The 24428-nt window shown below is 49.6% G+C and carries 20 protein-coding genes; 13 read left to right on the top strand and 7 right to left on the bottom strand.

Translation table 11 applies throughout. The features are described 5' to 3' along the window. The 10 genes from V7Q13_RS15755 to V7Q13_RS15710 all read left to right on the top strand — a co-directional run bounded on the left by V7Q13_RS15755 (position 1) and on the right by V7Q13_RS15710 (position 9859). Positions 1-1062: a DUF389 domain-containing protein gene (locus tag V7Q13_RS15755; RefSeq protein ID WP_333801629.1), complete on the top strand. Its 1062-nt coding sequence runs from the start codon at positions 1-3 to the stop codon at positions 1060-1062. Between the two features lie 60 nt (positions 1063-1122). Further along, entirely contained in the window at positions 1123-2046 is a 924-nt protein-coding gene (locus V7Q13_RS15750; RefSeq protein ID WP_333801628.1) for a 1-phosphofructokinase family hexose kinase, read from the top strand. A 50-nt stretch (positions 2047-2096) separates the two neighbouring features. Further along, on the top strand, positions 2097-2972 hold the full coding sequence (locus V7Q13_RS15745; RefSeq protein ID WP_333801627.1) for a serine hydrolase: 876 nt from the start codon (positions 2097-2099) through the stop codon (positions 2970-2972). After that, a complete protein-coding gene (locus tag V7Q13_RS15740) occupies positions 2972-3655 on the top strand; it encodes a uracil-DNA glycosylase family protein (RefSeq protein WP_333801626.1) in 684 nt (227 codons plus the stop codon). The genes V7Q13_RS15745 and V7Q13_RS15740 overlap by 1 nt, the downstream gene beginning before the upstream one ends. Positions 3656-3775: 120 nt before the next feature. Next, positions 3776-4264: an RNA polymerase sigma factor gene (locus V7Q13_RS15735; RefSeq protein WP_333801625.1), complete on the top strand. Its 489-nt coding sequence runs from the start codon at positions 3776-3778 to the stop codon at positions 4262-4264. Positions 4265-4298: 34 nt separating this feature from the next. Further along, positions 4299-5588, top strand: a complete 1290-nt coding sequence (locus tag V7Q13_RS15730) for a hypothetical protein (RefSeq protein ID WP_333801624.1) — start codon at positions 4299-4301, stop codon at positions 5586-5588. Between the two features lie 61 nt (positions 5589-5649). Beyond that, positions 5650-6513 (top strand): outer membrane beta-barrel protein, encoded by an 864-nt coding sequence (locus tag V7Q13_RS15725; RefSeq protein ID WP_333801623.1) that lies wholly within the window; start codon positions 5650-5652, stop codon positions 6511-6513. Positions 6514-6689: 176 nt separating this feature from the next. Continuing rightward, on the top strand, positions 6690-7352 hold the full coding sequence (locus tag V7Q13_RS15720) for a DUF2202 domain-containing protein (RefSeq protein WP_333801622.1): 663 nt from the start codon (positions 6690-6692) through the stop codon (positions 7350-7352). A gap of 64 nt (positions 7353-7416) precedes the next feature. Continuing rightward, positions 7417-8715: a DUF7033 domain-containing protein gene (locus tag V7Q13_RS15715; protein WP_333801621.1), complete on the top strand. Its 1299-nt coding sequence runs from the start codon at positions 7417-7419 to the stop codon at positions 8713-8715. 199 nt (positions 8716-8914) lie between these two features. After that, complete coding sequence (locus V7Q13_RS15710; RefSeq protein WP_333801620.1) at positions 8915-9859, top strand: LysR substrate-binding domain-containing protein; 945 nt, start codon at positions 8915-8917, stop codon at positions 9857-9859. Between the two features lie 82 nt (positions 9860-9941). Here V7Q13_RS15710 and V7Q13_RS15705 read toward each other — a convergent pair whose 3' ends face one another. Then, positions 9942-12110 (bottom strand): S9 family peptidase, encoded by a 2169-nt coding sequence (locus V7Q13_RS15705; RefSeq protein ID WP_333801619.1) that lies wholly within the window; start codon positions 12108-12110, stop codon positions 9942-9944. Between the two features lie 285 nt (positions 12111-12395). Here V7Q13_RS15705 and V7Q13_RS15700 point away from each other — a divergent pair, with 285 nt between their 5' ends. From V7Q13_RS15700 to V7Q13_RS15690, 3 genes are all read left to right on the top strand, one after another. Then, on the top strand, positions 12396-12749 hold the full coding sequence (locus tag V7Q13_RS15700; protein ID WP_333801618.1) for a carboxymuconolactone decarboxylase family protein: 354 nt from the start codon (positions 12396-12398) through the stop codon (positions 12747-12749). Between the two features lie 132 nt (positions 12750-12881). Beyond that, entirely contained in the window at positions 12882-13919 is a 1038-nt protein-coding gene (locus tag V7Q13_RS15695) for a 2-oxoacid:ferredoxin oxidoreductase subunit beta (protein ID WP_333801617.1), read from the top strand. A gap of 168 nt (positions 13920-14087) precedes the next feature. Then, positions 14088-15425, top strand: coding sequence for a DEAD/DEAH box helicase (locus V7Q13_RS15690; protein ID WP_333801616.1), 1338 nt, complete (start codon positions 14088-14090; stop codon positions 15423-15425). A gap of 295 nt (positions 15426-15720) precedes the next feature. On the opposite strand, the gene V7Q13_RS15685 is transcribed toward V7Q13_RS15690, so the two are convergent. The 6 genes from V7Q13_RS15685 to V7Q13_RS15660 form a co-directional block, all read right to left on the bottom strand. Further along, positions 15721-17868 carry a S46 family peptidase gene (locus V7Q13_RS15685; RefSeq protein WP_333801615.1) on the bottom strand — a complete coding sequence of 716 codons (2148 nt, stop codon included), beginning with the start codon at positions 17866-17868 and terminating at the stop codon, positions 15721-15723. A 601-nt stretch (positions 17869-18469) separates the two neighbouring features. Continuing rightward, entirely contained in the window at positions 18470-20002 is a 1533-nt protein-coding gene (gene cysS / locus V7Q13_RS15680) for a cysteine--tRNA ligase (RefSeq protein WP_333801614.1), read from the bottom strand. Positions 20003-20183: 181 nt separating this feature from the next. Then, positions 20184-21314, bottom strand: a complete 1131-nt coding sequence (locus V7Q13_RS15675; protein ID WP_333801613.1) for an endonuclease/exonuclease/phosphatase family protein — start codon at positions 21312-21314, stop codon at positions 20184-20186. A 53-nt stretch (positions 21315-21367) separates the two neighbouring features. After that, positions 21368-22504: an endonuclease/exonuclease/phosphatase family protein gene (locus tag V7Q13_RS15670; protein WP_333801612.1), complete on the bottom strand. Its 1137-nt coding sequence runs from the start codon at positions 22502-22504 to the stop codon at positions 21368-21370. Positions 22505-22517: 13 nt separating this feature from the next. Continuing rightward, entirely contained in the window at positions 22518-23441 is a 924-nt protein-coding gene (locus V7Q13_RS15665; protein ID WP_333801611.1) for a rhomboid family intramembrane serine protease, read from the bottom strand. A gap of 98 nt (positions 23442-23539) precedes the next feature. Next, positions 23540-24397, bottom strand: coding sequence for a rhomboid family intramembrane serine protease (locus V7Q13_RS15660; protein ID WP_333801610.1), 858 nt, complete (start codon positions 24395-24397; stop codon positions 23540-23542). Positions 24398-24428: the final 31 nt, after the last annotated feature.

Here is a 24428-nt window from a genome sequence, read left to right as displayed (position 1 = left end):
ATGCCGCTACAGCAACTGAAAGAATTGTGGCAACTGCCCAAAGAAGAACACGAAAGCGACACCTATCGGGAAATTCAGGAGGGCATTGTATTCAAGGGGCACAACCTGTGGTTGCTATCCGCAGCAATGGTTATTGCCTGCATTGGGCTCAATGCAGGCAATAGTGCGGCCATCGTTGGCGCCATGTTGATATCCCCACTCATGGGGCCGGTCATTGGGTTTGCCTTTGGCATCAGCATTCAAAGCCGTAGCATGATGCGGCTGAGTGTACGCAACTGGCTGGTAATGGTGAGCACCAGTTTGCTGGCCTCATCCTTGTTTTTTGTAGTAACGCCCTTTCATTACAGCACCAATGAACTGCGCAGTTTTACAGAAGGTACCATCTTCGATGTAATGCTGGCTTTTGTAGGCGGCATTGCGGGTTTCATTGGCATCATTCGCAAAGAAGCCGTGAAAGTAATTGCCGGTGTGGCGGTGGCAACAGCCTGTATTCCGCCCCTGTGTACTGCAGGCTACGGCATAGCCACTTTGCAATGGAGATTTTTTCTCGGCGGCTTTTATTTCTTTCTCATCAACTGTTTTTTTATAGGGCTCGGTACCTGGCTTACCAGCACCCTGCTGGGCTATGCACATTTTTACAAAGGCCACTTGCCCAACCGGCGCAAGCTAAGTGGTTGGATGACTTTGATAGGTGTGGCTTTGCTGGTGCCCAGCATTTGGCTGGCATTTCTAAAATGGACCAGCCAACGCTTTGAATACCGGGTAAATACCTATGTTGAAAACATTCAGGCCGCCTTCCCCGATTTGGTGATTGTGAGGCACAAAGCGTTCCGGCAAAACGACGAACAGTTTGTCGATATCTCTTTGCTCAATGACAGCAGTGATGTAGCCGGCACGGTGCTGGATGCAGCCAACAGCATGGACAGCAGCATCCACGTCATCTGGCATTTTGCGCCAGATAAAGCCAGCCGCGAAGCCGCCAAACTGCGGCAGGAAATGAAACGCATGGATAGTGTGCTGCGCCGGCAAGATTCTTTGTTGCGAAACATACAATCACCTTAGGGTTTGTGCATTGAGCAATATCATTGTTCCTTTTTATCATTACATGCAACTTGCAGCATTATGATCGTAACCGTTACACTCAATCCGTGCATTGATAAGAGTTCGAAAGTGGAGAAGATGAAGCCAGAAAGCAAGCTGCGCTGTGCCGAAGTGGTACACGAGCCCGGTGGCGGCGGCATCAACGTGAGCAAGGCACTCAAAAAACTCGACACGGCATCTTTTGCGTTGTTTCCGGCAGGTGGCCACAACGGCGCCATGCTGCAAAGCCTGCTCAAAAAAGATGGCCTGCTGCACCATGCCGTAAACACCGAGGTAGAAACCCGTGAAAACTGGATAGTGTTGGAAACATCTACCAACAACCAGTTTCGGTTTACTTTTCCGGGTTTGTCGGTAGAAGAAAAAGCCATTGTAGCCCTCATCGACGATATCAAAGCTTTTGCCCCCACCTACATTGTTGCCAGTGGTAGTTTGCCGCCGGGGCTGCCGCCGTATTTCTATGGCCTCATTGTAAAAACCGCCAATGCCCTCGGCGCTAAATGCATCGTCGACACTTCTGGCGAAGCACTCGAAGCACTGCGTGGCCGCAATGCCTTTCTTATCAAACCCAACATTGGCGAACTCTGCAAGCTGTTGGGTAAAAACTACATCGACAAGGCGGATGTGCCCCACGCTGCCCGTCAGGTATTGCACGATGGTTTTGCAGAAATGGCTGCTGTGTCCATGGGTCCGCTGGGTGCCTGGCTGGTGACCAAAAGCGAACAGTTTTTTGCCCCCGCCCCCGAAGTGCCCAAGCGCAGTACCGTAGGTGCCGGCGACAGCATGGTGGCAGGCATCACCTACATGTTGCAAAAAGGCGGCAACCTGCTCGATGCCATCAGCATGGGTGTGGCCTGCGGTTCGGCAGCTACGATGAATGAAGGTTCACAACTCTTCAATGCAGAAGATGCTCGCAGGCTCTACCACGAGGTAAGGCAAAACGTATAAACATTGCCACATATATCAAACCACTTACTTTGCAACAAATGATTGCTTGTATGCAAGGCAAAAAATGGCTGCTACTCTTGGTAGCATGCGGTGCCGTATTGCTGGCTGCCGCTCAAAAAAATGACAAGGCGCTGGAAGAAGCCCTGCTGAAAATGACGCAAGGTTTCAAAGGCGATATCGGCTTTTACATCAAAAACCTGAAGACCGGCAAAGTAGCCAGTTACAACGCCGATACGGTGTTTCCCACGGCCAGTATTGTAAAAGTGCCCATCCTGGTGGGCATACTCGATAAGCTGGAAAAAGGCGAACTCAATTACCACGATCAACTGACCTATGCCGACTCGCTGTACTATGCCGGCGTAGATATTTTGGGTGCCTTTAAAGACGGCGAAAAAATTGAACTCAGCAAAGTCATCATGCTCATGTGCACCACCAGCGACAACACGGCCAGCCTGTGGTTGCAACAGCTGGCAGGCACGGGCACCCGCATCAATCAGCTGATGGATGAACTGCGCCTGCCCAACACCAAAGTAAACAGCCGCACCCCCGGCCGCGAAGAAATCCGCAAGCAGTATGGCTGGGGCCAAACAACCCCTGCAGAAATGGCCACTCTGTTTGAAAAAATGCTGCAACGGGAAGTGATCAATGGCAATGCCAGCGATAAAATGATGCGCATACTGGGCCGCAACTATTGGGATGAAGAAGGCCTGAGCAAAATTCCGCCCGGTGTATTTGTGGCCAGTAAAAACGGCGCTGTAGATGCCAGCCGTAGCGAAGTGATGTATGTAAACGGTCATAAGACGCCTTACATTTTTGCGGTATTTACCAAAAACAACGAAGACCGCAGCTGGGAACCCAGCAACGAAGCCTGGGAACTGACCCGCCGGATGAGTGATTTTGTGTGGACGTATTTCAATGCCGAATAATGAAGTGGAACGAACGGGTACTCAACTTTATACAACAGTTACAACCGCCGCAGGTACCGCCGCCCTACGAAGTGCTGTACCCCTTTGCCGATGCTGATGTGCTGCAGGCCTGCCGGCAGTTTTACAAAAAATACTATGCCGATGCAGCGCCCCGCTACATCATGATTGGCATCAACCCCGGCAGGTTGGGAGCCGGCATTACGGGTGTTCCCTTTACCGATCCCATCCGGCTGAAAGACAGTTGCGGCATTGCCAACCCTTGGCCCCGCAAGCCGGAGCTCAGCTCCATTTTTATGTATGAAATGATGGAGGCCTTTGGCGGAGTGGCTGCTTTTTACCAGCAGCTGTACATCAGCTCCATCAGTCCGCTGGGCTTTGTAGCCGATGGCAAAAATGTGAATTACTACGACGATCGCCTGCTGGCCGAAGCCGTGCTGCCCTTTGCGCAGCAATGCCTTGATACCCAACTGAACTGGCCCGTGCAGCGCAGCGTGGCCTTTTGCATAGGCGAAGGCAAAAACCTGCAGTACCTGCAGCAGCTCAATCAGCAGCACCAGTGGTTCAACCACATTGAAGCCCTGCCACATCCACGGTTTGTAATGCAATACAAGCGTACCCAAATTGATGCCTATATCGATCAGTACCTGCAGGCATTTTCCCGCCATGGCATAGCAGCCTCCTGACCGCTGGTACAGTTGCTGGTTTTTGTTTCAAATTTTTTTTGAGAACCTTGTAACCAATTGGCTCCAAGGGCGTAATACCTTGCAACCACCCCACAGAAAGAAACACTCAACCACGCTGCTATGACCGAAAGAGAGTACAATGAATGTGTAAAGCAATACGCCGACAACGTGTATCGGTTTATTGTCAAAAACCTTCGGCATACCGAAGACGCACAGGATGTGGTGCAGAGTGCTTTTGAAAAGCTGTGGGCCAACCGCGATAATGTGGATCCGCTGAAGGCCAAGTCCTACCTCTTTACCATTGCCTACAACCAAATGATAGATCATTTGCGCAAGGTGAAGCGGATGAACTACAAAGAGGAAATTCCGGAAGGCGCCCTCGGCACCGGCGACCAGCCCAAGCTGTATTTGAAAAAGGCCTTGGAAAATGCGCTGGCCACCCTCAACGAAACACAGCGTAGCCTGGTAATGCTGAAAGATTACGAAGGCTACAGCTACGAAGAAATAGGTAAGATTATGGACCTGAACGAAAGCCAGGTAAAAGTGTACCTGCACCGGGCAAGGGTGCAGCTCCGCAACTATCTCGTACGCATCGAAAACGTAGTATAACACACACCCACCACCGACGTATAATTTTCTAATCATGACCATCAACAGAAACAATTACGAAAACTTCTTCCTGCTGTATGTGGACGGCGAACTGGCCCCGCAGCAGATGCTGGAGGTGGATGCTTTTTGCGAAAAGCACCCCGACCTGGCCGAGGAGTTGCAGCTGCTGATGGACACCCGCCTCACACCCGACCACGAACTGGCATTTGAAGGAAAAGACGACCTGCTGCAACCCGAACTCTGGGATGCCGACCAGCTGACGCCGCTGCAATCATCCCTGCTCGATTTGCTCGACCGCACACCCACCGCCGACCCCAACACACTCAGCAACGAACCATTGGTACAAAAAGAATGGCAGCTGTTGCAACACACCCGCCTTACTGCCGAAGCCGCAGCCATGCCGCAAAAGCATCGCCTCATCAAAGCCATGCAGTGGGATGCCGACAACCTGACCAGCACTCAGTTGCAATTGCTGGAAGCACTGGACAATGGCGGCACATTACCCGCAGCAGTGCTGGCCGATGCCGAAACGCACAAAGACTGGCTGCTGCTGCAGCAAACGCTGCTGCAACCCGAAGCCGTGCTGATGCCCAACAAAGAAAAATTGTTGCGCAGCGAAGCTGGAGAAAAAGCACCGGTTGTTCGGTTGGCCGCCTGGAAAAAACTGGCCGTAGCAGCTGCGGTGATTGGCATTGGTTGGTTTGCTTTTTTCAACAACAGCAATACTACCACTGTAACCGAAGAGCAGCCAATGCAGGCCAAGGTGAATACGCCTGGCAGCAAACAGCCATCGGTGCAATCTGTAGCACAGGCAGATTCTAACCAACAAGTGTTGCCAAAGCAGCCGACCCCCGATGCACCTCAGGCACAGTATGCGGTCAATCAGCCGGGTAAGCAAACGCCGGTGATAACCACAACCGTGCAAACTGCCACCACGCAGCCTGCTACCACAGCACAAGACAATGCACAAAGCAACGAAGAAAGAGCCCGCATGATTGCCGCTTATCGCTTGTCGCCAGAAGAAACGGCAGCCCTTAATGCAGGCCAAACGCCTAAGGCCATGAAGGCCAATATTCAAACCGAGGCCATGCCTGCTACACTGGCCGTGCAAGCCAACAGCAATAGCAAAATGCAGGCCTCTTATGCAGCCATGACCGAAATGGAAACCGAAGAAGAAGACAACAGCATCAACATAGCCGGCGCCAAAATCAACAAGCAAAAGTTGCGTGGCGTTTTCAGAACTGTAACCCGCAAGGTCACTCGTTCGTTTGACAAAAGCGAAGTAGTAGCCGCCAACGACAACGGCGCTGCCACTATGAAGTAAACAGCATAGATTGATGCAATTTTTCAGGAAACACTTTCAACACAATAAATTCCTACAAACAATGAAGACAATGTTACTCGCAGCGGCCTGCACTACAGCCGCATTGGCAAGCTATGGCCAATCAGACAGCACACGCACCGAAACCGCGGATACCATCCGGGTAGGCAACATGACCATTATTAAAAAAAAGGGCAACACTACTACGGTAGAATCTAAAGGCGATAACACCGTACGTTGGACTTCAGGCAAAAAGAAGCCCAAGCATGTAACCACCAACTGGATGACTTTTGATTTCGGCTTCTCCAATTTTACCGACAATACCAACTATGGTAGTGCAGCGGCACAAGCCTATGCTCGTCCGGCGGCTGGTGCGCCAGCATTCAACGGCAGCGATTTTAACCTCCGCAATGGTAAAAGCGTAAACGTAAACCTGTGGATTGTTCGCCAGCGGGCCGGCATTACCAAAAACCGGGTGCTGAATGTATCGTACGGTTTGATGCTGGAGTTGAATAACTATCGCTTTGACACAGACCTGAAAACTTCTTATGTAAAAGGCAGCGATCCACATGTTTTTCGTGACAGCAAAACCTTTGAAAAAAATAAACTGGCACTGGATTATATAACCGTTCCGCTGATGATTGGTATTGATACCAAACCCAACGGTGGTGGCTTTAGCCTGAGTGCTGGTGTAAGTGCCGGTTACCTTTACAGCAGCCGCAACAAGCAAATAAGCAACGAAGCCGGCAAGCAAAAAATCAAAGGCAACTTTGATATTGAACCCTGGAAATTTCAATACGTAGGAGAAATTGGCCTCGGACCTATTTTGCTCTACGGTAGCTATGCGCCCAAGAGCATGTACAAATCTGGTTTGGATCATGCACCCTACAACATTGGCCTGCGCTTTGGCGACTGGGATCAGCTGTAAGTACAACAACTATAGATTTTTAACAACAGCCAGCAATCATTGCTGGCTGTTCTCTTTTATAACATTCATTAACCTTGGTTGGCATGATAGTAACGTTGTGGTGACTATGCTCACATTGCACCGGCAATGAATGTGGTCACTTTGGAGTATCATTTTCGCAGTTAACAACAACACGTATGACACGCCAATCTCCCGTTTCCCTGCTTGCTGCTATGTTGGTTCTGATGGTTGCCTGTGCCAAAACCGATCGGGTACAAGCCAGCCCCGGAAAAAATTCCGCCATGATGAATACGCAAATCATGGCTTTGCCTGCAGAGCCGCTGAGTGCTTATGAGCAAGCCAGTTTGCTGCACATGCGGGAAGAAGAAAAACTGGCCCGGGATGTGTATCAGGCATTGTATGTCAAGTGGGGCCTGCAGCAATTTGGCAACATTGCCGCCAGCGAACAACGCCACATGGATGCGGTACTCAATTTGCTCAACAAGTACAACCTGACCGACCCGGCAGCCAACAAACAACCCGGCGAATTTGCAGATGCCGGATTGCAACAACTCTACAACAAACTGGTGGCTGATGGCATGCAAAGTGCCAGTGCTGCATTAACAGTTGGCGCCACTATTGAAGACCTCGATTTGTTTGATTTGGCCGAAGCCATCGAAAAATCAGACAACCAAGACATAGACATGGTGTATGGCAATTTGGCAAAAGGAAGCCGCAACCACATGCGGGCCTTTAACCGTGGCCTGCAGAGCAGCGGCATTACGTATGTGCCGCAATACATTTCGCAAACCTTATTTGAAAGCATCATCAAAAGTGCTCTGGAGCGGGGCATGCAATAAGCAGCCCTGTACAAAAACTTTCAAGTCGGCATTAGGCCGACTTTTTTATTTTCAGCGCATGGTAATGCTGGTAGATACAATAACGCCGCGGCTGCAATACATGGCGGCATGGCTGGGGCAGCGTTTGCAAGGCAAACCCTTGCCACTGGTTACTACTGTTGCAGCGCTGCCATTGCAAGAACCGGTCATTAATTATTCAACGCAACAGCTTACACAAATACAATATCAGATACAACCCGACGGGTTGTTGTACGAAACGGGAATTGCTGACAAAGCTGTGCCACAAGGTCGCTGGCAAAACCAAGCCATCATTTTCCCAGCCACAGCCGGCGATCATCCTTTTGATGTGTTAGCGGCTGCGTTTTATTGCATTACCCGCTACGAAGAATATTTGCCCAAATATGAACCAGATGAGTACGGTAGGTACAGTCATACCAACAGCGTGTTGTTTCAGCTGGGCTGGTTGAAAAGACCCATTGTAGATGAATGGTTGCTGCAGTTAACCACTGCTTTGCAAGAACGTTTTCCAGAATGGCAACCTGTACCTACAAAAGCCAGCACCTTGCTCAGTTTTGATGTAGACCTGGCATGGAGTTATTTGCACAAAGGCTTTTGGCGCAATGTGGGCGGCGCTGTAAAGTCGTTGCTGCGCAATGATAAAACGGCATTACAACAACGCTTAGCTGTATTGCAGCACAAAGCTCCCGATCCGTTTGATGTATTTGCAGCGATACAGCAACAACATACAGCTGCACACATTCCGGCACAGTATTTTTTTCTGTTGGCACAAACACAAAAGGGTTACGATAAAAACATTTCACCCAATAGCACGGCTTTGCAGGCGCTGATGCGGCAAACAGCCACGCATAGTGCTGTGGGTTTGCATGCCAGTTGGGCTGCTTCATTGCAAGCGTCGGTTCTACAACAAGAGCAAGAAGTATTGCAACACATTTTGCAAATGCCCAACCAAAGCAACCGCATGCATTACATCAACTTCCGGTTGCCGCAAACATTTCGGGAGCTCTTACAAGTTGGTATTCTCAAAGAATACAGCATGGGTTATGGTACCATCAATGGCTTTAGAGCCGGTACAAGTGTACCTTACTATTGGTACGATTTGGAAGCTGAGTGTAGTACCGATTTGGAAATTCATCCCTTTGGCTGGATGGACGCCAACTCCATATTTGAACAAAAAGATACACCAGCAGATGCGGCCATCGAACTGCAACTGATGCAGCAGCGGGTACAGCAATCGGGCGGGCAAATGATCAGCATTTGGCACAATCATTTATTGGGGCTCGATGCATTGGGGCGCCAATGGTGGCCAGTGTATACCACGTATCTCCGCAATTTGTCTTCATGAAAAAAGCCCGCCACAGGGGCAGGCCGTTTTCATCACACCACACATAAATATTTTGGCTGCAGATAGAAAGTACTCGTATTATCATTTCAAAGTAAACAGGAACTTAGCATCAATCAAACTGATAATGACAATGTGCTCATAGATAGTTGCTATAATTTTGCCATATCGATGGGCCATCAAAATCTGTCGGCAACCACGCATGAACCTGCAGCAACTCGAATACATTGTAGCCGTAGATACACACCGGCATTTTGTAAAAGCAGCCGATAGCTGTTTTGTAACGCAGGCTACACTCAGCATGATGATTAAAAAGCTGGAAGAAGAGCTGGGTGTGAAAATTTTTGACCGCAGCAAGGTGCCCGTTATTCCTACCGATGTAGGCAAAGCCATTATTGATCAGGCCCGCATTGTGCTCAAAGAAGCGAAGCAACTGGAGCAAGTGGTACAGCAGCAAAAAGGCCAGCTCAGCGGCGATTTGCGCATGGCCATTATTCCTACGTTGGCCCCCTTTTTACTGCCATTGTTTTTGCCCCGTTTTTTGGCGCAATACCCGCAGGTGAAGCTGCACATTTCGGAAATGAATACCGAGCTCATCATCAAGCAATTGGAAAGCCAACAGCTGGATGCGGCTATACTGGCGACACCGCTCAAGCGGCCCACGCTGAATGAGCAACCTTTGTTTTACGAGCAGTTTGTGGTGTATGCTTCGCCGGGCAGTAAGCTCATGAAAAAGAAATATGTACTGGCCAGCGATATTGATGTGAACAAACTGTGGCTGCTGGAAGAGGGCCATTGCCTGCGTAACCAGGCCCTCAACTTGTGCGAACTGAAAAAGCAGGAACACGAAGGTTTTCAACTCGATTATGAAGCGGGTAGTATTGAAACGTTGAAGAAGCTGGTGGCCATCAACGAAGGCAGCACCATTATACCCGAGCTGGCCCTGCAAGACATGCCCGAAGCCGAACTGGATTGCATCCGGTTTTTTAAACCACCAGCACCGGTGCGGGAAATAAGCCTGGTAACGTACCGCCACTTTGTGAAGGAAAGGCTGCTGGATATTTTGCGTCAAACCATTTTAGAAAGTTTGCCCACCACCATATCCACCCAACCCGCCAAGCAACAGCATGCGGTGGCGATTGATTGAGAAAGGAACAATGCAGTAGGTAAAAAAAGAAGGGAATAACGCTTGATGTTATTCCCTTCTTTGATATTGATGAACTGAATTATCAATGCTTGATAAACCGCTCAAAAAACTCCCAGGTGCGTAGCATTTGATCCATGCGCTGGCGGTTGTTGCCGCTGCGGGTGATTTCGTGGGTGGCACCGGGGTGGCGTACATATTCTACCGTGCGGCCCAGCACTTTCAGGCTCTTGTAAAACTGTTCGCTTTGAATAACGCCCGTCCGCAAATCATTCTCTCCATGGAAGATGATGAGTGGCGTGGTTACATTGTGTACATAGTTGATAGGCGACTCTCTTTCCAACACATCGTAGGTGGCTTTTTGCCAAGGGTAGCCGCCAAAATAATTCGGCACCAATCGCCATGCGTTACCTTCTCCAAAAAACGTACGCAGGTCATACACACCCCTTTGAGCACAGGCGGCTTTAAAACGCTGGTCGTGGCCCAGCATGTAGCCAATGAGGTAGCCGGCATAGCTGCCTCCGGTTACGGCCAGTTTACTGGTATCTATCCAAGAAAATTCTTTGGCCGATTTGTCGAGGGCAGTGAGCACATCGTTCATAGGGCCATTGCCCCAGTCGTTGATGTTGGCTTGCATAAATGCCTCGCCATAACCACCACTGCCGCGGGGGTTGCTGTACACCACACCATAGCCTTTGGCACAGTAGTATTGAAACTCATGCCACATGCTGTTTTCGCCGGGGCCCCACATAGCAGTAGGACCACCGTGTATTTCCAGAATGGTGGGATATTTTTTGCCCGGCTCCCAGTTGGCAGGCTTCATCACCCAGTATTCTACTTCCAATCCTTTTTCATTTTTGAAACTGCGCTTTTCCGGTATGCTCAATGTTTTCTTCGATACCCAATCGTGATTGAAGGAACTGAGGCGTTGTTGGTTTTTGGCCACAGCATCTGCCTGGTATAACTCAAACGGATTGCTGATGTCTGTTTTTAAAAACACGAGTTTGCCCGCTTCTTCTTCAAAGCTGCCTATGCCTTCGTTGAAGCTGGTGAGTTGCTCCAGTTTTTTGCTGGCGATGTGCAGGCGATACAGCACCACACCACCATTGCTCTGGCTGGTAAAATAGAGGTACTGCTCATCAGCGGTCCAATCTATTTGGCTAATGTTTCTATCGAAAGGAATGCTGATGCGTTTACTCAAATCACCTGTTTTGGCAATGGCCAGTTTGCGTTGGCTTACAAAACTGGTTTTGCCATAGCTGTAGGCCAGCCAGGTGCCGTTGGGCGATAGACTGCTGCCGCCGAAGCCGCTGTCTGCAGCACCGAGCAGCATTTGATACACATTGCTGCCGGCATACTTTCGATAGATAGCTGTTTCCTGTTGTACCCTGTCGGGGTGCAGCTCGGGGTTGAAGGCCGCTTCGAGCAATACATCGCCGCTGTTGCCTATAAACTGCACATTGCTCACACTCATGAAACCAGCGCTGATGTTTTGGGCTACTGCACCGGGTATGGCATCTATCACAAATGCATGGGCGATACTGATGGCGGAAGAAGTGCTGCTTTCCTGCTGAAAGTTGAGCTTGCTGATGACTTTCGCTTTGTTGTCTTTTTCGTTTTGCTCCAGCCATGCACGCACTTCGGCTATGGAGCCATCGGGGTTGAGGGCTGCGTTAGAAGGCAGCAGTTGCTCATTGCCGGCAAAGCCCGGTTTTTCGAGGCTCCAAGTAGGCAGTTTTTTTCCGGGATTGAGCAGGCTGTCTTTCACAATGTCTTGCGGGCTGTAGCTGCTGTAAAACAAGATGTGTTTGCCATCGGGGCTCCACTGTGGGTTGCCGGCGCCGTTGGTCATGCGGGTAAGCTGCACCGGCTCGCCACCACCACTCAATGACAGCAAAAAGATTTGTGGTTTCATATCGGCTACCCGAACGAAGGCGAGGGTTTGTCCATCGGGGCTGAGGCTGGGAGCACTGGCCCCTTCTTTGGCGGTGGTGAGCTGGCGGGGCTGGCTTTTGCCATCGAGCTGTTGCAGCCAGATTTGCGTTTGGTAATTGTACTCCCACTTGTTTTTTTCGTCGGGTACAATGCTGGTAACGGTGTACACCACTTTGCTACCGTCGGCACTTACATCTACACTACCGGGTTGTTTTATTTTCAGCATATCGGTGAGCTGAATGAGGTTGCTTTGGGCAGCGGCGGGCAGTTGGGATGCAGCCAGTAAAACACAAATCAGAAGCAAGCGAATGGATGTCATGAAGAATAAATTTTGAACATGAAATGTAAGGATATGCCAAGATTGTTTGACGGCAAATGCCGGTGAACTGTGCAGCCGGATGTTTGTTGATAGTAGCACAAAGCCGAAGGGCTGCGGGATGGAGCGGATACCCCGCAGGCCGCAGCGCAGCAAGGGCGAGGAGTAGCAGTGACAGCCCGAACTACGGCTGAGCCGTGCACATACGCACACAGCCCCTAATTTCGCTCCGCTGCTTACAGCGACATGTTATTGTCAAATTGTTCCATTTTCAAATTAGCAAATTTTATGAGCAACCTGATACAAGAATTCAACGACTACCGGACCCGCATGAACGAGGTGATTTTGAGCAAGGATAATCTGGTGATTAAACGCCTGTGGAACCTGGACACCAACACCTATGCCGAAGGTGCCCTCAGCACCAAAACCAAAGAAATGATGGGCCTCGTAGCCAGTATGGTGCTGCGCTGCGATGATTGCATTAAATACCACTTGGGCAAATGCCATGAGCTGGGTGTGAACACAGCAGAGATGTATGAAATATTTGCCGTGGCCAATATTGTGGGTGGCACCATAGTGATACCCCATACCCGCCGGGCAGCTGAGTATTGGGAAGAGCTGCAGGCACAGGAGACTGCATAAACTGGTTGGCAACGTTTTCGTAAAAAAGCCGGGCCAAAAATGAGGCCCACGCCAGCCGGCCTGCTTTTTGTCACACTATGGAATGTGTGAAACCGGTAAATTCGCAGGAATACTTAAAATGATTGTTTGAGCATGAGTACAGATGTGGCAACAGCCCCCAAGCTTACCGCAAAAGATTTTGCAACCGACCAGGAAGTACGCTGGTGCCCCGGTTGCGGCGATTACAGCATATTGGCACAGGTACAGCGGGTGATGCCCGACCTGGGTATTCCGAAGGAAAACATTGCCATCATTAGCGGCATTGGTTGCAGCAGCCGTTTTCCGTATTACATGAACACGTTTGGCATGCACAGCATTCATGGCCGTGCTACTGCCATAGCGAGTGGCCTCAAAGCCAGCCGCCCCGAGCTGAGTGTGTGGATTGTGAGTGGCGATGGTGACAGCATGAGTATTGGTGGCAACCACACCATTCACCTGCTGCGCAGAAACCTCGACGTAAACCTGATGGTGTTCAACAACCAGATTTATGGTTTGACGAAGGGCCAATACTCACCTACATCTGAAACCAATAAGATTACGAAGAGTACGCCCATGGGCAGTATCGATCATCCGTTTAACCCACTGGCGCTGGCCATGGGTGCCGATGCGACGTTTATTGCCCGCAGCATGGACCGCGACCCCAAGCACCTGCAGGAAACACTGAAACGTGCTCATGGCCATAAGGGTACCAGCTTTGTAGAAATCTATCAGAACTGCAACATCTTCAACGATGGTGCTTTTGAAATATTTACAGAGAAAGGCACCAAGGCGGACGAAGTGCTGTTTTTGGAACACGGCCAGCCCATGATTTTTGGTGCGGAAAAAAATAAGGGTGTTCGCCTGAACGGCTTTACACCAGAAGTGGTAACACTGGGCGAAGGCTTTACGGCCGACGACCTGTGGGTACACGACGAGCACGATATTTTCAAAGCACAAATACTGGTGCGTTTGTTTGATGACCCCCGTACACCGGGCCACCTGCCTCGTCCGTTTGGCGTGTTTTACCAAACCGACCGCCCCTGCTACGAAGACGTAATGGCCATGCAACTGGAAGAAGCCGTAGCTAAAAAAGGCAAAGGCAACCTGGCGAAGCTGCTCCGTGGCAATGAAACCTGGGAGATTTTGGGGTAGTGGGTTTGTGGTTTGGTAAGTTGAAAGGTTTGCCTGACTGTTTAACAAAGAACTCTCATCATGTAGAATAAGTAAAGAAGCTACACCCAAATAGTGTAGCTTCCTTTTTTGATATAAGAACACAAGAACCGGCACATTTTTGTGCTGAAAAAAACACATCAATTTCCCTTGACATTCTCCGCATTTAATTTCGATCCCCGGTTACAAGAAAGCATCGAGTCGATGGGCTACCAAAACGCCACGCCGGTGCAAGAGCAGGTAATACCGCTCATTATGGAAGGCCGCGACCTGATAGCCAGTGCCCAAACCGGCACGGGCAAAACCGCCGCCTTTCTGTTGCCCATCATTCACAAACTCCTCACCGAGCCACGAGACCACCACTCCGTAAACTGTTTGGTGATTGTGCCCACCCGTGAGCTGGCAGTACAAATCAGCCAGGCGCTGGAAGGCATGAGCTACTTTACCGACATTGGCGGCATACCCGTGTATGGTGGTGGCGATGGCGATTTGTTTAGCCAGGAAAAAAAAGCCCTCAGCACTGGTGCCGACATCATTATTTGTACGCCCGGCCGCATGATTGCCCACCTCAACATGGGTTATGTAAAACTGCACGGCCTCAAATACCTGGTGCTCGATGAAGCCGACCGCATGCTCGACATGGGTTTCCACGGCGATATCCTCCGCATCATCAACTACCTGCCCAAAGAGCGGCAAAACCTGCTGTTTAGTGCGACCATGCCGCCCAAAATCCGCGACCTGGCCAAGAAGATTTTGCATGACCCGGCAGAAATCAACATTGCCATCAGCAAGCCGCCGGAAAAAATAAAGCAGGGTGCGTTTATAGTGTATGATGAGCAAAAAATAAAACTGGTAACACTCTTGTTGCGCACCACGCCGTACCGGTTGGCCATTGTGTTTTGCAGTAGTAAAGAGAGTGTAAAACGCCTCACCTTCGACCTGAAGAAAGCACACCTGAAAGTAGCCGAAATACACAGCGACCTGGAACAGCAGGAACGTGAACACGTACTGCTCGACTACCGCAACGAAAAAATTAAAATACTCGTAGCTACCGATATCATGAGCCGCGGTATTGATATCGACATCATTGATTTGGTGATTAACTACGATGTACCGCATGATGGGGAAGACTATGTACACCGCATTGGCCGTACTGCCCGTGCCGAAAGAGATGGCACTGCCTTTACCTTGGTGAACCCCAGAGACCAGCGCAAGTTTGCCGGCATTGAAAAACTGCTGGAGAAAGAAGTGCCCAAGTTGCCCTTGCCCAGCGACCTTGGCCTGGCACCCGAATGGAAACCGTTTGAACGCCGTGAAGGCGGCTTTGGCGGTGGCCGTGGTGGCGGCGGCAAAAAGCCCTTCCGGGGAGATGGTAAAGGCAGGCCGCAAGGCGGTGGTGGCCGGCCCGGCGGTAAACCTGGCGGCGGCAAGCCCGGTGGTTTCCGACCCAAGCCTGGCGGAAGTGGCCCCAAACCTCCGCATGCATAAATACAATTACGATACTCAACAGGCTGCATGATTTTCCTGCGGCCTGTTTGTTTTGATAGTCCTCATCTCGGGACGAGGATTCAGTGGTTGTCAGATTTTATCTGGCAGTTGTATTGACTGTAGTCGAATGACCAGTGCATCCCCGACAGGAGTCGGGGACGAGGAGCGAAACAGTTTCACGTAATTGTCGTAATGCAATAGCCCACGGTTTAAACCGTGGGCTATTGTTGCACCTCCAATAGGAGTTTGGAGTGAGGGGAGCGTTGGTTATCAAGCACCAACAACCACCCACCATTTATTTCACCAGCTTCAATTCTTTGATGATGTTGCTGGCACCACCCAGTTTATCTACACACCACAGCACGTAGCGAATGTCTACGCAAATGGTGCGGCAGAGGTCTTTGTCGAAATTGATTTTGTGGCTGAGGGCTTCGTAGTTGCCATCAAATGCCAGGCCAATGAGTTCGCCATTGCCATTGATAACAGGTGAGCCGCTGTTGCCACCGGTAATGTCGTCGGTGGTAATAAAACCAATCACCAGGTCTTTGCGAACGGGGTCGGCATAGGGACCAAAGTCTTTCTTTTTCAGCAATTCAATTTGCTTAGCGGGCAAATCAAACTCATAATCGCCGGGCTTGTATTTTTCCAGTAAGCCGCTGCTGGTGGTTACAAAATCATACTTCACGCCATCTCGGGGCTTGTACGATTTTACATTGCCAAATGAAGTACGCATGCTAAAGTTGGCATCGGGGTACATCACTTTGGTAGCGTTGGCTTCGCGGTAGGCTTTCAGGTACAGGTGGCCCAGCTCTGCATTGGCGTTGTTGAATGCATCGAGTTGTGGTTTGTACTTGTTCCAGTTTTCGCGGAAAGATTTGGCGGTATAATACAATGGGTCATTTTGCAGCGAACCGGCATCGGGGTTGCCCACAAACGTGGTCCACTTTTGATCATCGAGAATGAGGCTGTTGGCAAACGCTGCCGCTGCCCACATTTTGTACGTGTTGTCATCATTCAGGCTGCCAAAGCCTTGCTTCATGAGGTTGTAAAACATCACGGGTTGCTGGTCGGGCACTATGTCTTTGTTGAACGCCTTTACCAGCTGCCAAAGCATTTGCTGTTCGCTGGGTTTGTTCAGGTCTTTCAGCAATGCAGCACGTGCATTGCTAAGTTCGGCCAGTGCTTTTTTAGCATCGCCGCCACCCTTGGTGAGGAAGCGTTCTACCGCTTCTAAGCGGTTGGCAAATTTGATAACGGAAGGACCGGTAATGCCTTGTTCATAGTATTCTTTTTGCTTGGCATAGGGCAACCAGGCCGCGTAGGCTTTTTCATAGTTGCTGAAAATGCTGGCATACTCCGCTTTGTTGTTTTTGGTAATCCATGCCTGCAATGCATCTTCTTGTTTTTTCTTGGTGGCGTACACATCGTACTTCAGCAGTTGCTTGGTTTCGCCATCATAAAACTTCCAGTAGTTGGCCAGGCTGGCAAAGTTGCTGGCGAGTTGCAATTTCACCGCCGCATCTTTTTTCATTTCTTCAAACATGGCTTTCAACCGGATGTCACGCATGTATACGAAGGCCGGATTTTTGACATCGGTAGCCAGTTGTATGCCATACGAAGTTTCGAAACGGTTGGTGCTGCCGGGATAACCGAAAATCATGCTGAAGTCTCCTTCTTTTACACCCTTAAGGCTGATGGGTAAAAAGTGCTTGGGTTTCAGCGGTACGTTTTCGGTGCTGAAGTCGGCGGGCTTGCCATCTTTACCGGCATACACACGGAAGATGCTGAAGTCGCCGGTGTGGCGGGGCCACTCCCAGTTGTCGGTATCGCCACCAAACTTGCCTACACTTTCGGGTGGTGTGCCTACCAGTCGTACGTCTTTGAAACGTTCGTAGGTGTACATGATAAACTGGTTGTCTTTAAACATGCCATACACTCTCGCTTCGTAGTGAGTGCCGGCAGTAGCGGCTTTGGCAATGGCATCAAATACGCCGGCCTTTTTGGCTTCCCAGTCTTTCCAGCTCAGGCCTTTCATGCTGTCGAGTACTTGTTTGGTTACATCATCAATGCGTACCAAAAACTGTACACTCAGTCCGGCAGAAGGAATTTCGTCGGCTTTTGTTTTGGCATAAAAGCCATCCCTCAGGTAGTTGTTTTGCATGCTGCTGACACTGGCAATAGCGCCGTAGCCGCAGTGGTGGTTGGTAAAAATCAATCCTTCGGCACTTACGATTTCGCCAGTGCAACCGCCACCAAAAATGATGATGGCATCTTTCAACGAGCTTTTATTGATGCTGTACAATTGTTCGGGTGTCAGCTTCAATCCTTTGGCTTTCATTTCAGCATATTTCTGCTGACCCAGCAGGTAGGGCAGCCACATGCCCTCGTCGGCCATGGCCGTCATGCTCAATAGCAAGCCAATGGCTACAAACAGTTTTTTCATACTCAAGTAGGTTTAAAAATAGTTGGCACAAACCTATGCCAAATGCCTTGTTGGCGTTGCCAAATTCCGTTAAAGCCCTGCATAAAAACATGACTTGGAACAGCTCATTTTTTGATGGGACGCAGATTGGCAGGATGGGAACGGATTTGCGCTGATTTTTCTCTCGCAGGCCTCCCGGCCTGTGAGCATTGGTTACTCTATGGCAATAGATGGATAGCCGCTGATGCACGGATTTTTTTATGTAACAGTTGGACGAGGATTTGCAGGATAGGAACGGAGGAACACGGATTTTGATTGGGATAAAACAATGTTCTAATCCACAGACGATTTGCTGATCGACGATAAAAGCCCCAAAGGGGCGGAATACTTTAAGCTAAGGGTGTAGCCCTTGGTAGTAAGGAAACACAAAACAAACAAAGCCCTGAAAGGGCGGTATAAAATGATAGCCGCAGATACACAGATTATTGGATAAAAGAGTGCCTTTTCAATCTGTGAATTCGTGGCGTAAAACAATTCTGGCCACAGATGCACAGATTTTTCGACTAAAAAAAACAGCCTTCACATCATGTGAAGGCTGTTGGTATTACTTAAAACAAAGTATTTACATGCTCCAACTAACGGTGCCGTCTTTTTCATCTTTCAGCTGAATACCCAAGGTCATCAGCTGGTTGCGGATGGCATCGCTGGTTTGGTAGTCTTTGCGGGCCTTGGCTTCTTTGCGCAGCTGAATGAGCACATCCATCACGCCGCCCAGTTTGCCATCATCTGCAGCCCCTGCAGCCGAAGGGCTTTGCAGTCCGAAAATGTCTTCGAGCCACACTTTCATTTGCAATTGCAATTGGGTAAGCGTAGCAGCACTCAACGCCGTGGTAGCAATTTGTCCGCCTTTGATGCCGTTGATGATGGGCGCCAGTTCAAACATATTGGCGATTACTTTGGCGCTATTCAGGTCGTCGTTCATGAACTCGGCAAACTCCGTCACCAGCTTGTTCACTTTAGCATCCAGCTGTGCATCACCGGCACTGCTGCCAAACTTGGCGGCATCCAGTTTCTGCAGGTTTTCGTAGGCTTCCCATAGTCGCTTCAAGGCTTTTTCGGAACCTTGTAGTGCTTCATTGCCAAAGTCCAGTGTGCTGCGGTAGTGGCTCTGCAAAATGAAGAAACGAATGGTCATGGGATGGTAGGCCTGCTCCAGCAAGGGGTGATGGCCGCTGAAAAGTTCGGTCAGTTTAATCACGTTGTTGTAGCTCTTGCCCATCTTTTTGCCATTGATGGTAATCATGTTGTTGTGCAGCCAGTAGCGGGCCATCAGCTTGCCGTGGTGGCAAATGCTGCTTTGGGCAATCTCACTTTCGTGGTGCGGAAACTGCAGGTCCATGCCGCCGCCATGGATGTCGAACTCTTCGCCCAGGTACTTGCTGCTCATGGCCGAGCACTCAATGTGCCAGCCGGGAAAACCTTCGCCCCAGGGGCTGGCCCAGCGCATGATGTGCTCTGGCGGTGCTTTTTTCCAAAGAGCAAAGTCGGCCTTGTCGCGTTTCTCTTCCTGGCCATCCAGCTCACGGGTGGTTTCCAGCATATCGTCCAGCACACGGCCGCTCAGCTTGCCGTAGGGGTTGCTGTCTTTAAAGTCATTGGCGTATTTTTTTACATCAAAATACACGCTGCCGTTTTTCTCGTAGGCATAGCCTTCGGCCATGATTTTCTTAATCATTTCTATTTGCTCCACAATGTGGCCGGTGGCGGTGGGCTCAATGCTTGGTTCTACGTTATTGAACTGCTTCATGGCCCAGCGAAACAAGTTGGTGTACTTGGTTACCAGCTCCATGGGCTCCAATTTTTCGAGCACAGCCTTGCTGGCAATTTTATCTTCTGCCTGACGGCCTTCTTCTTCAAAGTGGCCGGCATCGGTTACGTTTCGTACGTACCGCACTTTGTAGCCCAGGTGGGTGAGGTAGCGGTACAGCACATCAAAGGTGACGTAGGGGCGGGCATGGCCCAAGTGGCTTTCGCCACTTACGGTGGGGCCGCATACATACATACCTACGTGGCCGGGGGTAATCGATTGAAACGGTTCTTTAGAGCGGGTGTAGCTATTGTACACATGCAGTTGCGATGCAGCAGTATCAGACATATCAAAAGAAAATTAGGAATACAAATGAATGGGGTTGCAAAGATGCCGAAGCAAAAAGTAAGAAGTGCTGATTAACAGCAACAACAACAGGTATGGTAAATGGCGGTATTCATTTGCAGGGCAATGTTACGAATAAGCATTGAGCAAATACGTGATGATGGGGTAAGGTAAACGTGAAAATTTATTTCAGCAGCTGCAGGTCGGCCACCACAGGCAGGTGATCGCTGTAGTTGGAGGGCACAGTGGCGCATTGCGTTACTTCCCATTTGGGGTTGGCAAAAATGTAGTCGATGCGTAGCGTAGGTACCAAACCCATGTAAGTGCGGCCAATGCCAAATCCTTTTTTCAAAAACGCATCTTGCCAGTTGCTGCCGCGTAGCTGCCAGTAAGCGTAGCTGCCCGGCACATCATTTACATCGCCACAAAAAATGGCGGGGTAATGGCTGCTGTCGAGTATGGGCCGAATCTGATCGGCTTGTGCACCGCGGTTGCGGAAGGCACGTTTCATTTTCTGAAAAATATTGCTCGATGCTTCTACGAGTTGCTCACTGTTGTTGCCTGCCGCTTGTTCCAAATGCGCAAAATCGTTGCCCAGCAGTTTGTACGATTGCAGGTGCGACGTAAAAATGCGAATGGTATCTTTTTTCCAGGCAATGTCGGCAAACAACAAGCTTTCGGGACTAGACGTAAAAGGCACCCGCTTTTTGAACACGATAGGATATCGGGAAAAAATAGCCACACCGCTGGTGTACTTCCATGCCACCCGTGAGTAATCTTTCGACATCACATAGTAGGGGAACCCCAGTTCCTTCATCCATTGAATATTGTCGTGCCCTTCGTGGGGTTTGTCAAACTGGCCAAACTCCTGAAAGCATACCACATCGGCCCGGTAGGCCTTGATGAGGGCATACATGTTGCGGGTGGTTTCCCGCAGGGTTTTGGGGTCTTGTGCCCCGTTGCCTTTCATGGCTTTTACATTCCAGGTAAAAATGCGGAGCTGATTGGTACTCGATGGTTTGCGTTTGCTAAAATCGGGGTTGTGCGTAGCTACCAGCACACTCAGTTGCTGCCAGCCTAGCAGCAAAGTGATGATGGAAATAAGGGTGAATTTGATTTTGAAAAAAAACCAAAACACAACAAACAACAGCAACAAAATGCAGAGGTAGGGGATGGTGAGGCTGAGAAAACTAATGAGCCAAAACGATTCCGGATTAAGCCATGGCTGCAGACAGGCCAGCAAAAAGAGCATACTCACCAACAGGTTGGCGATGATGAAAAAACGTTTGCTCAATTTTCTGAAACTAAATGCCATGAGTAGGGGCTGAAATTAATGCCAATTGGGGTAAAGAAACCTGATTTAGTTTGTTATCGCCATCCAAAATCTGCAAGTAATGGTTTATGATCGCTGATGTGGAGTGTGTGGCTGTGCATTTGCAGCACTTGTAGCTGAGGGTGGTGCAGCAGGTAATCAATGCGCAGGTTGGGTAGCACCGAATTGCGGTAGGTTTTACCCCAGCCAAAACCTGTTTCCAGAAAGGCATCTTTCAGCGGGCCTTTTACCTTGCTATACACATACGATGTGGGAACAGAATTGAGATCGGCACCAAGAATAACCGGCACTGCACAGGTATCTAAAAAAGCCCGCAGCGTTTGCGCCTGAGTAGTATGATAGGCTTGAAAGTAGCGGAGCTTTTTGAGCTTGTTTCCGGTAACGAGTACGCTGGTATCCTGCTTGTATATAAACCCGAAAGTATCGGCGGGCAATACCCCCAGGTTGAGGTGCATACTCACAAAATGCGTGGTGGCCAGCCTTACGGGTTTACCATTCATTGCTATATCGGCCCAGCCAATGTAGGGGGCATACTCCCTGTTGGGATATTGCACCCGGCCGGTTTGTATAAAAGGCCTGCGGGAAAAAATAATAACGCCCTCTGTATTGGTGCCCCACGGTTTGGTGTCGGAAAAATAAGGGGCGAAATGAACGAAAGGATAGCCCAGCGTATCACGAATGAGCGACAGGTTGGACCAAAGCACCGGGCTTGCGTAGTTCTGAAAATCCTGCATCATTATCACATCAGGTTGCTGCTGGCGTATATACTGAACGGCCACTGATCTGTCTGTACTAAAGCGGTTGTGAAAAGTATCGATACCCGCCAGCTGCTCACAATTCCATTGCATAATGCGCAGCAAATGGTTCTCTTTTTGCGTTGACCATTGACCGGAGAAAGTATGCATGGCCCATACATTGCTCATAACAAGCATACCCATGCACCAACTGTACAACCAAAACCTGCGGTAGGCAAAACGAAAGCGGTATAACAAAAGCAGCAGTACACCAAAAGCCAGCCAGGTATAGGGCCAGCCAATGCCTAAAATGCCCATGGGCCACCAATGTGCAGGCGGTATGGTGTACAGCAACAGGCTTACTGCATACAGTACCAGTGCCGGCCATGCCAACAGCCGAATAAACCACGGAGAATTGTGTATGGGGTGCTGCTGCATGAAACGGTAAACGCTACAATTCTTCGTTGCTGGCTTTTTTCAAAAAGGCCTTTTCTTCATCCGATAGCGAGTGGTAGCCATGCACACTTATTTTATCGAGCAGTTCATCTACCCGTTGCTGTGTCAGTTTTGGGGTAGCTTTAAAAGGCGCAGGGCCTTGTTTGTAGTGTAGTTTTTCTTTTTGCTTGCGTTGCTGAGCATCCTTTTTTGGGTCGAACATGTGAAAGAACCAATGGTACAATTGATGCATCCATTCGCCCCAGTCGGCACCACGCTGCACGGCTTTCATATACATCAGGCCTATGAAACCACCGGCCAAATGAGCTACCGCAGTACCTGCACCTACACTGGCTATAAGGGCATAATCTATCAATACAAAAATGAGGGTGAGCACCCACAGCGGTATACCACCCATAAGCATAGGAAAAATGCGGTAGTTAGGCGCCAGTGCAGTAGTGGCTACCGCTACTGCCATTAACCCGGCGCCGGCCCCTTCCATAGGGCGAATTATATTGATTTGCTGCTGCAGGACCGGAAAAATATTCACCGTTATCAAAAAGAAAAAGGCACCTACCAAACCACCATAGATAAAAATGGGAGCCAGGTGCCGGTTGCCCATCAGGTCTTGCAAAATGTAGCCAAAAGCCCATAGCCACAGCATATTGCTGATGAGCTGCCATACACCGCTGTGTGTAAACATGTAGCTGAAAATGGTCCAGGGGCGGCTCAGCAATTTGGTAGGTTCAGCGGGTAGCGCAAACCAGTTGAATATTTGGGTAATAAATAAGCTTTCATCCACACCGCTTAGGTAGTAACCAATGCGCAAAAAGGTTATAAATACAAACACCACGGCCGTAACCGATATAAGGCCGACCAATGCATTGTTTTCTGCGCCCAGTAAAATGGTCCGCTTTTTTTGTCCTGGAAAAGTGCCCATATCCTAAGTGTGATTTTTTTAAAAATGAGCCTTGCGGCCGAATGAACATTTACAACGAATGAACAAGGAGCGTGGTTGTGGGGGTATTGATATTTTACTTAATAAAAACGGCGCCGGTTGGTTTTGTTCCAAAAGTACACCAGCAAAAAACCTACGATAGCACCCCCAAGGTGGGCCCACCGGGCAATGTTGTCGCCGGCACTGTTACGCACAGCCATGCTTAGTTCAAAAGCTATGTACAGCAGCACAAACCATTTGGCTTTGATGGGCACAAAAAAGTAGAGATAAATGTGGGTATTGGGAAATAAATAACCGAAGGCGGCGAGGCAGCCAAACACAGCGCCACTGGCACCCAGGGTGGCTTCGCTCAGCGAGTAGTTGGCATGTTCGGTTACCAGCATCACGGCTTGCTCGGCTATCTGCAGGTTGTTGGGCTCGTACTGCCAGGCGGTGAGTATGCGGGCCGCAATGTTGTAATCGTAGCCTGAGTTGAGGTTGTAAGTATTGTAATAATTGAGGTAGGCCTGCAGGGTAGGGTGTGCCTTAAACGATTCAAAATCGCTGATAAGCTGCATGTTTTCGTACCACAAAAAGCCGAGGTGTAAGAGTGCCGCACCCAAGCCACACACCAGATAGAAAATGAGAAAACGCTTTGGTCCCCACAGGTTTTCCAGAATAGAGCCAAACATCCACAACGCAAACATGTTGCTGATGAGGTGCATGAGGCTGCCATGCATAAACATGTGGGTAAACAGCTGCCAGGGCTTAAACAGCGGCGAAAACAAATGATGCAGGGCAAACAGGTTGCTGGTATTGCCCACTTTTATTTGTAAGTCGCTGCCGGGGTACACGCCGTCAAAAGTGATCTGTGCCAAAAACACCAGACCATTAATGATGAGTAGATTTTTTATGATTACCGGCAATATCTGAAAGCTACCGGGACGAAATTGAGTCATAAGAATGCCGCTACGTTTGTTTCGGTGCTGC

It is taken from the genome of Phnomibacter sp., from assembly GCF_036803085.1.
In the GTDB taxonomy this organism is placed as follows: domain Bacteria; phylum Bacteroidota; class Bacteroidia; order Chitinophagales; family Chitinophagaceae; genus Phnomibacter.
The sequence above is the reverse complement of the archived record's forward strand: the minus strand, read 5'-3'. Positions and strand labels throughout refer to the sequence as shown.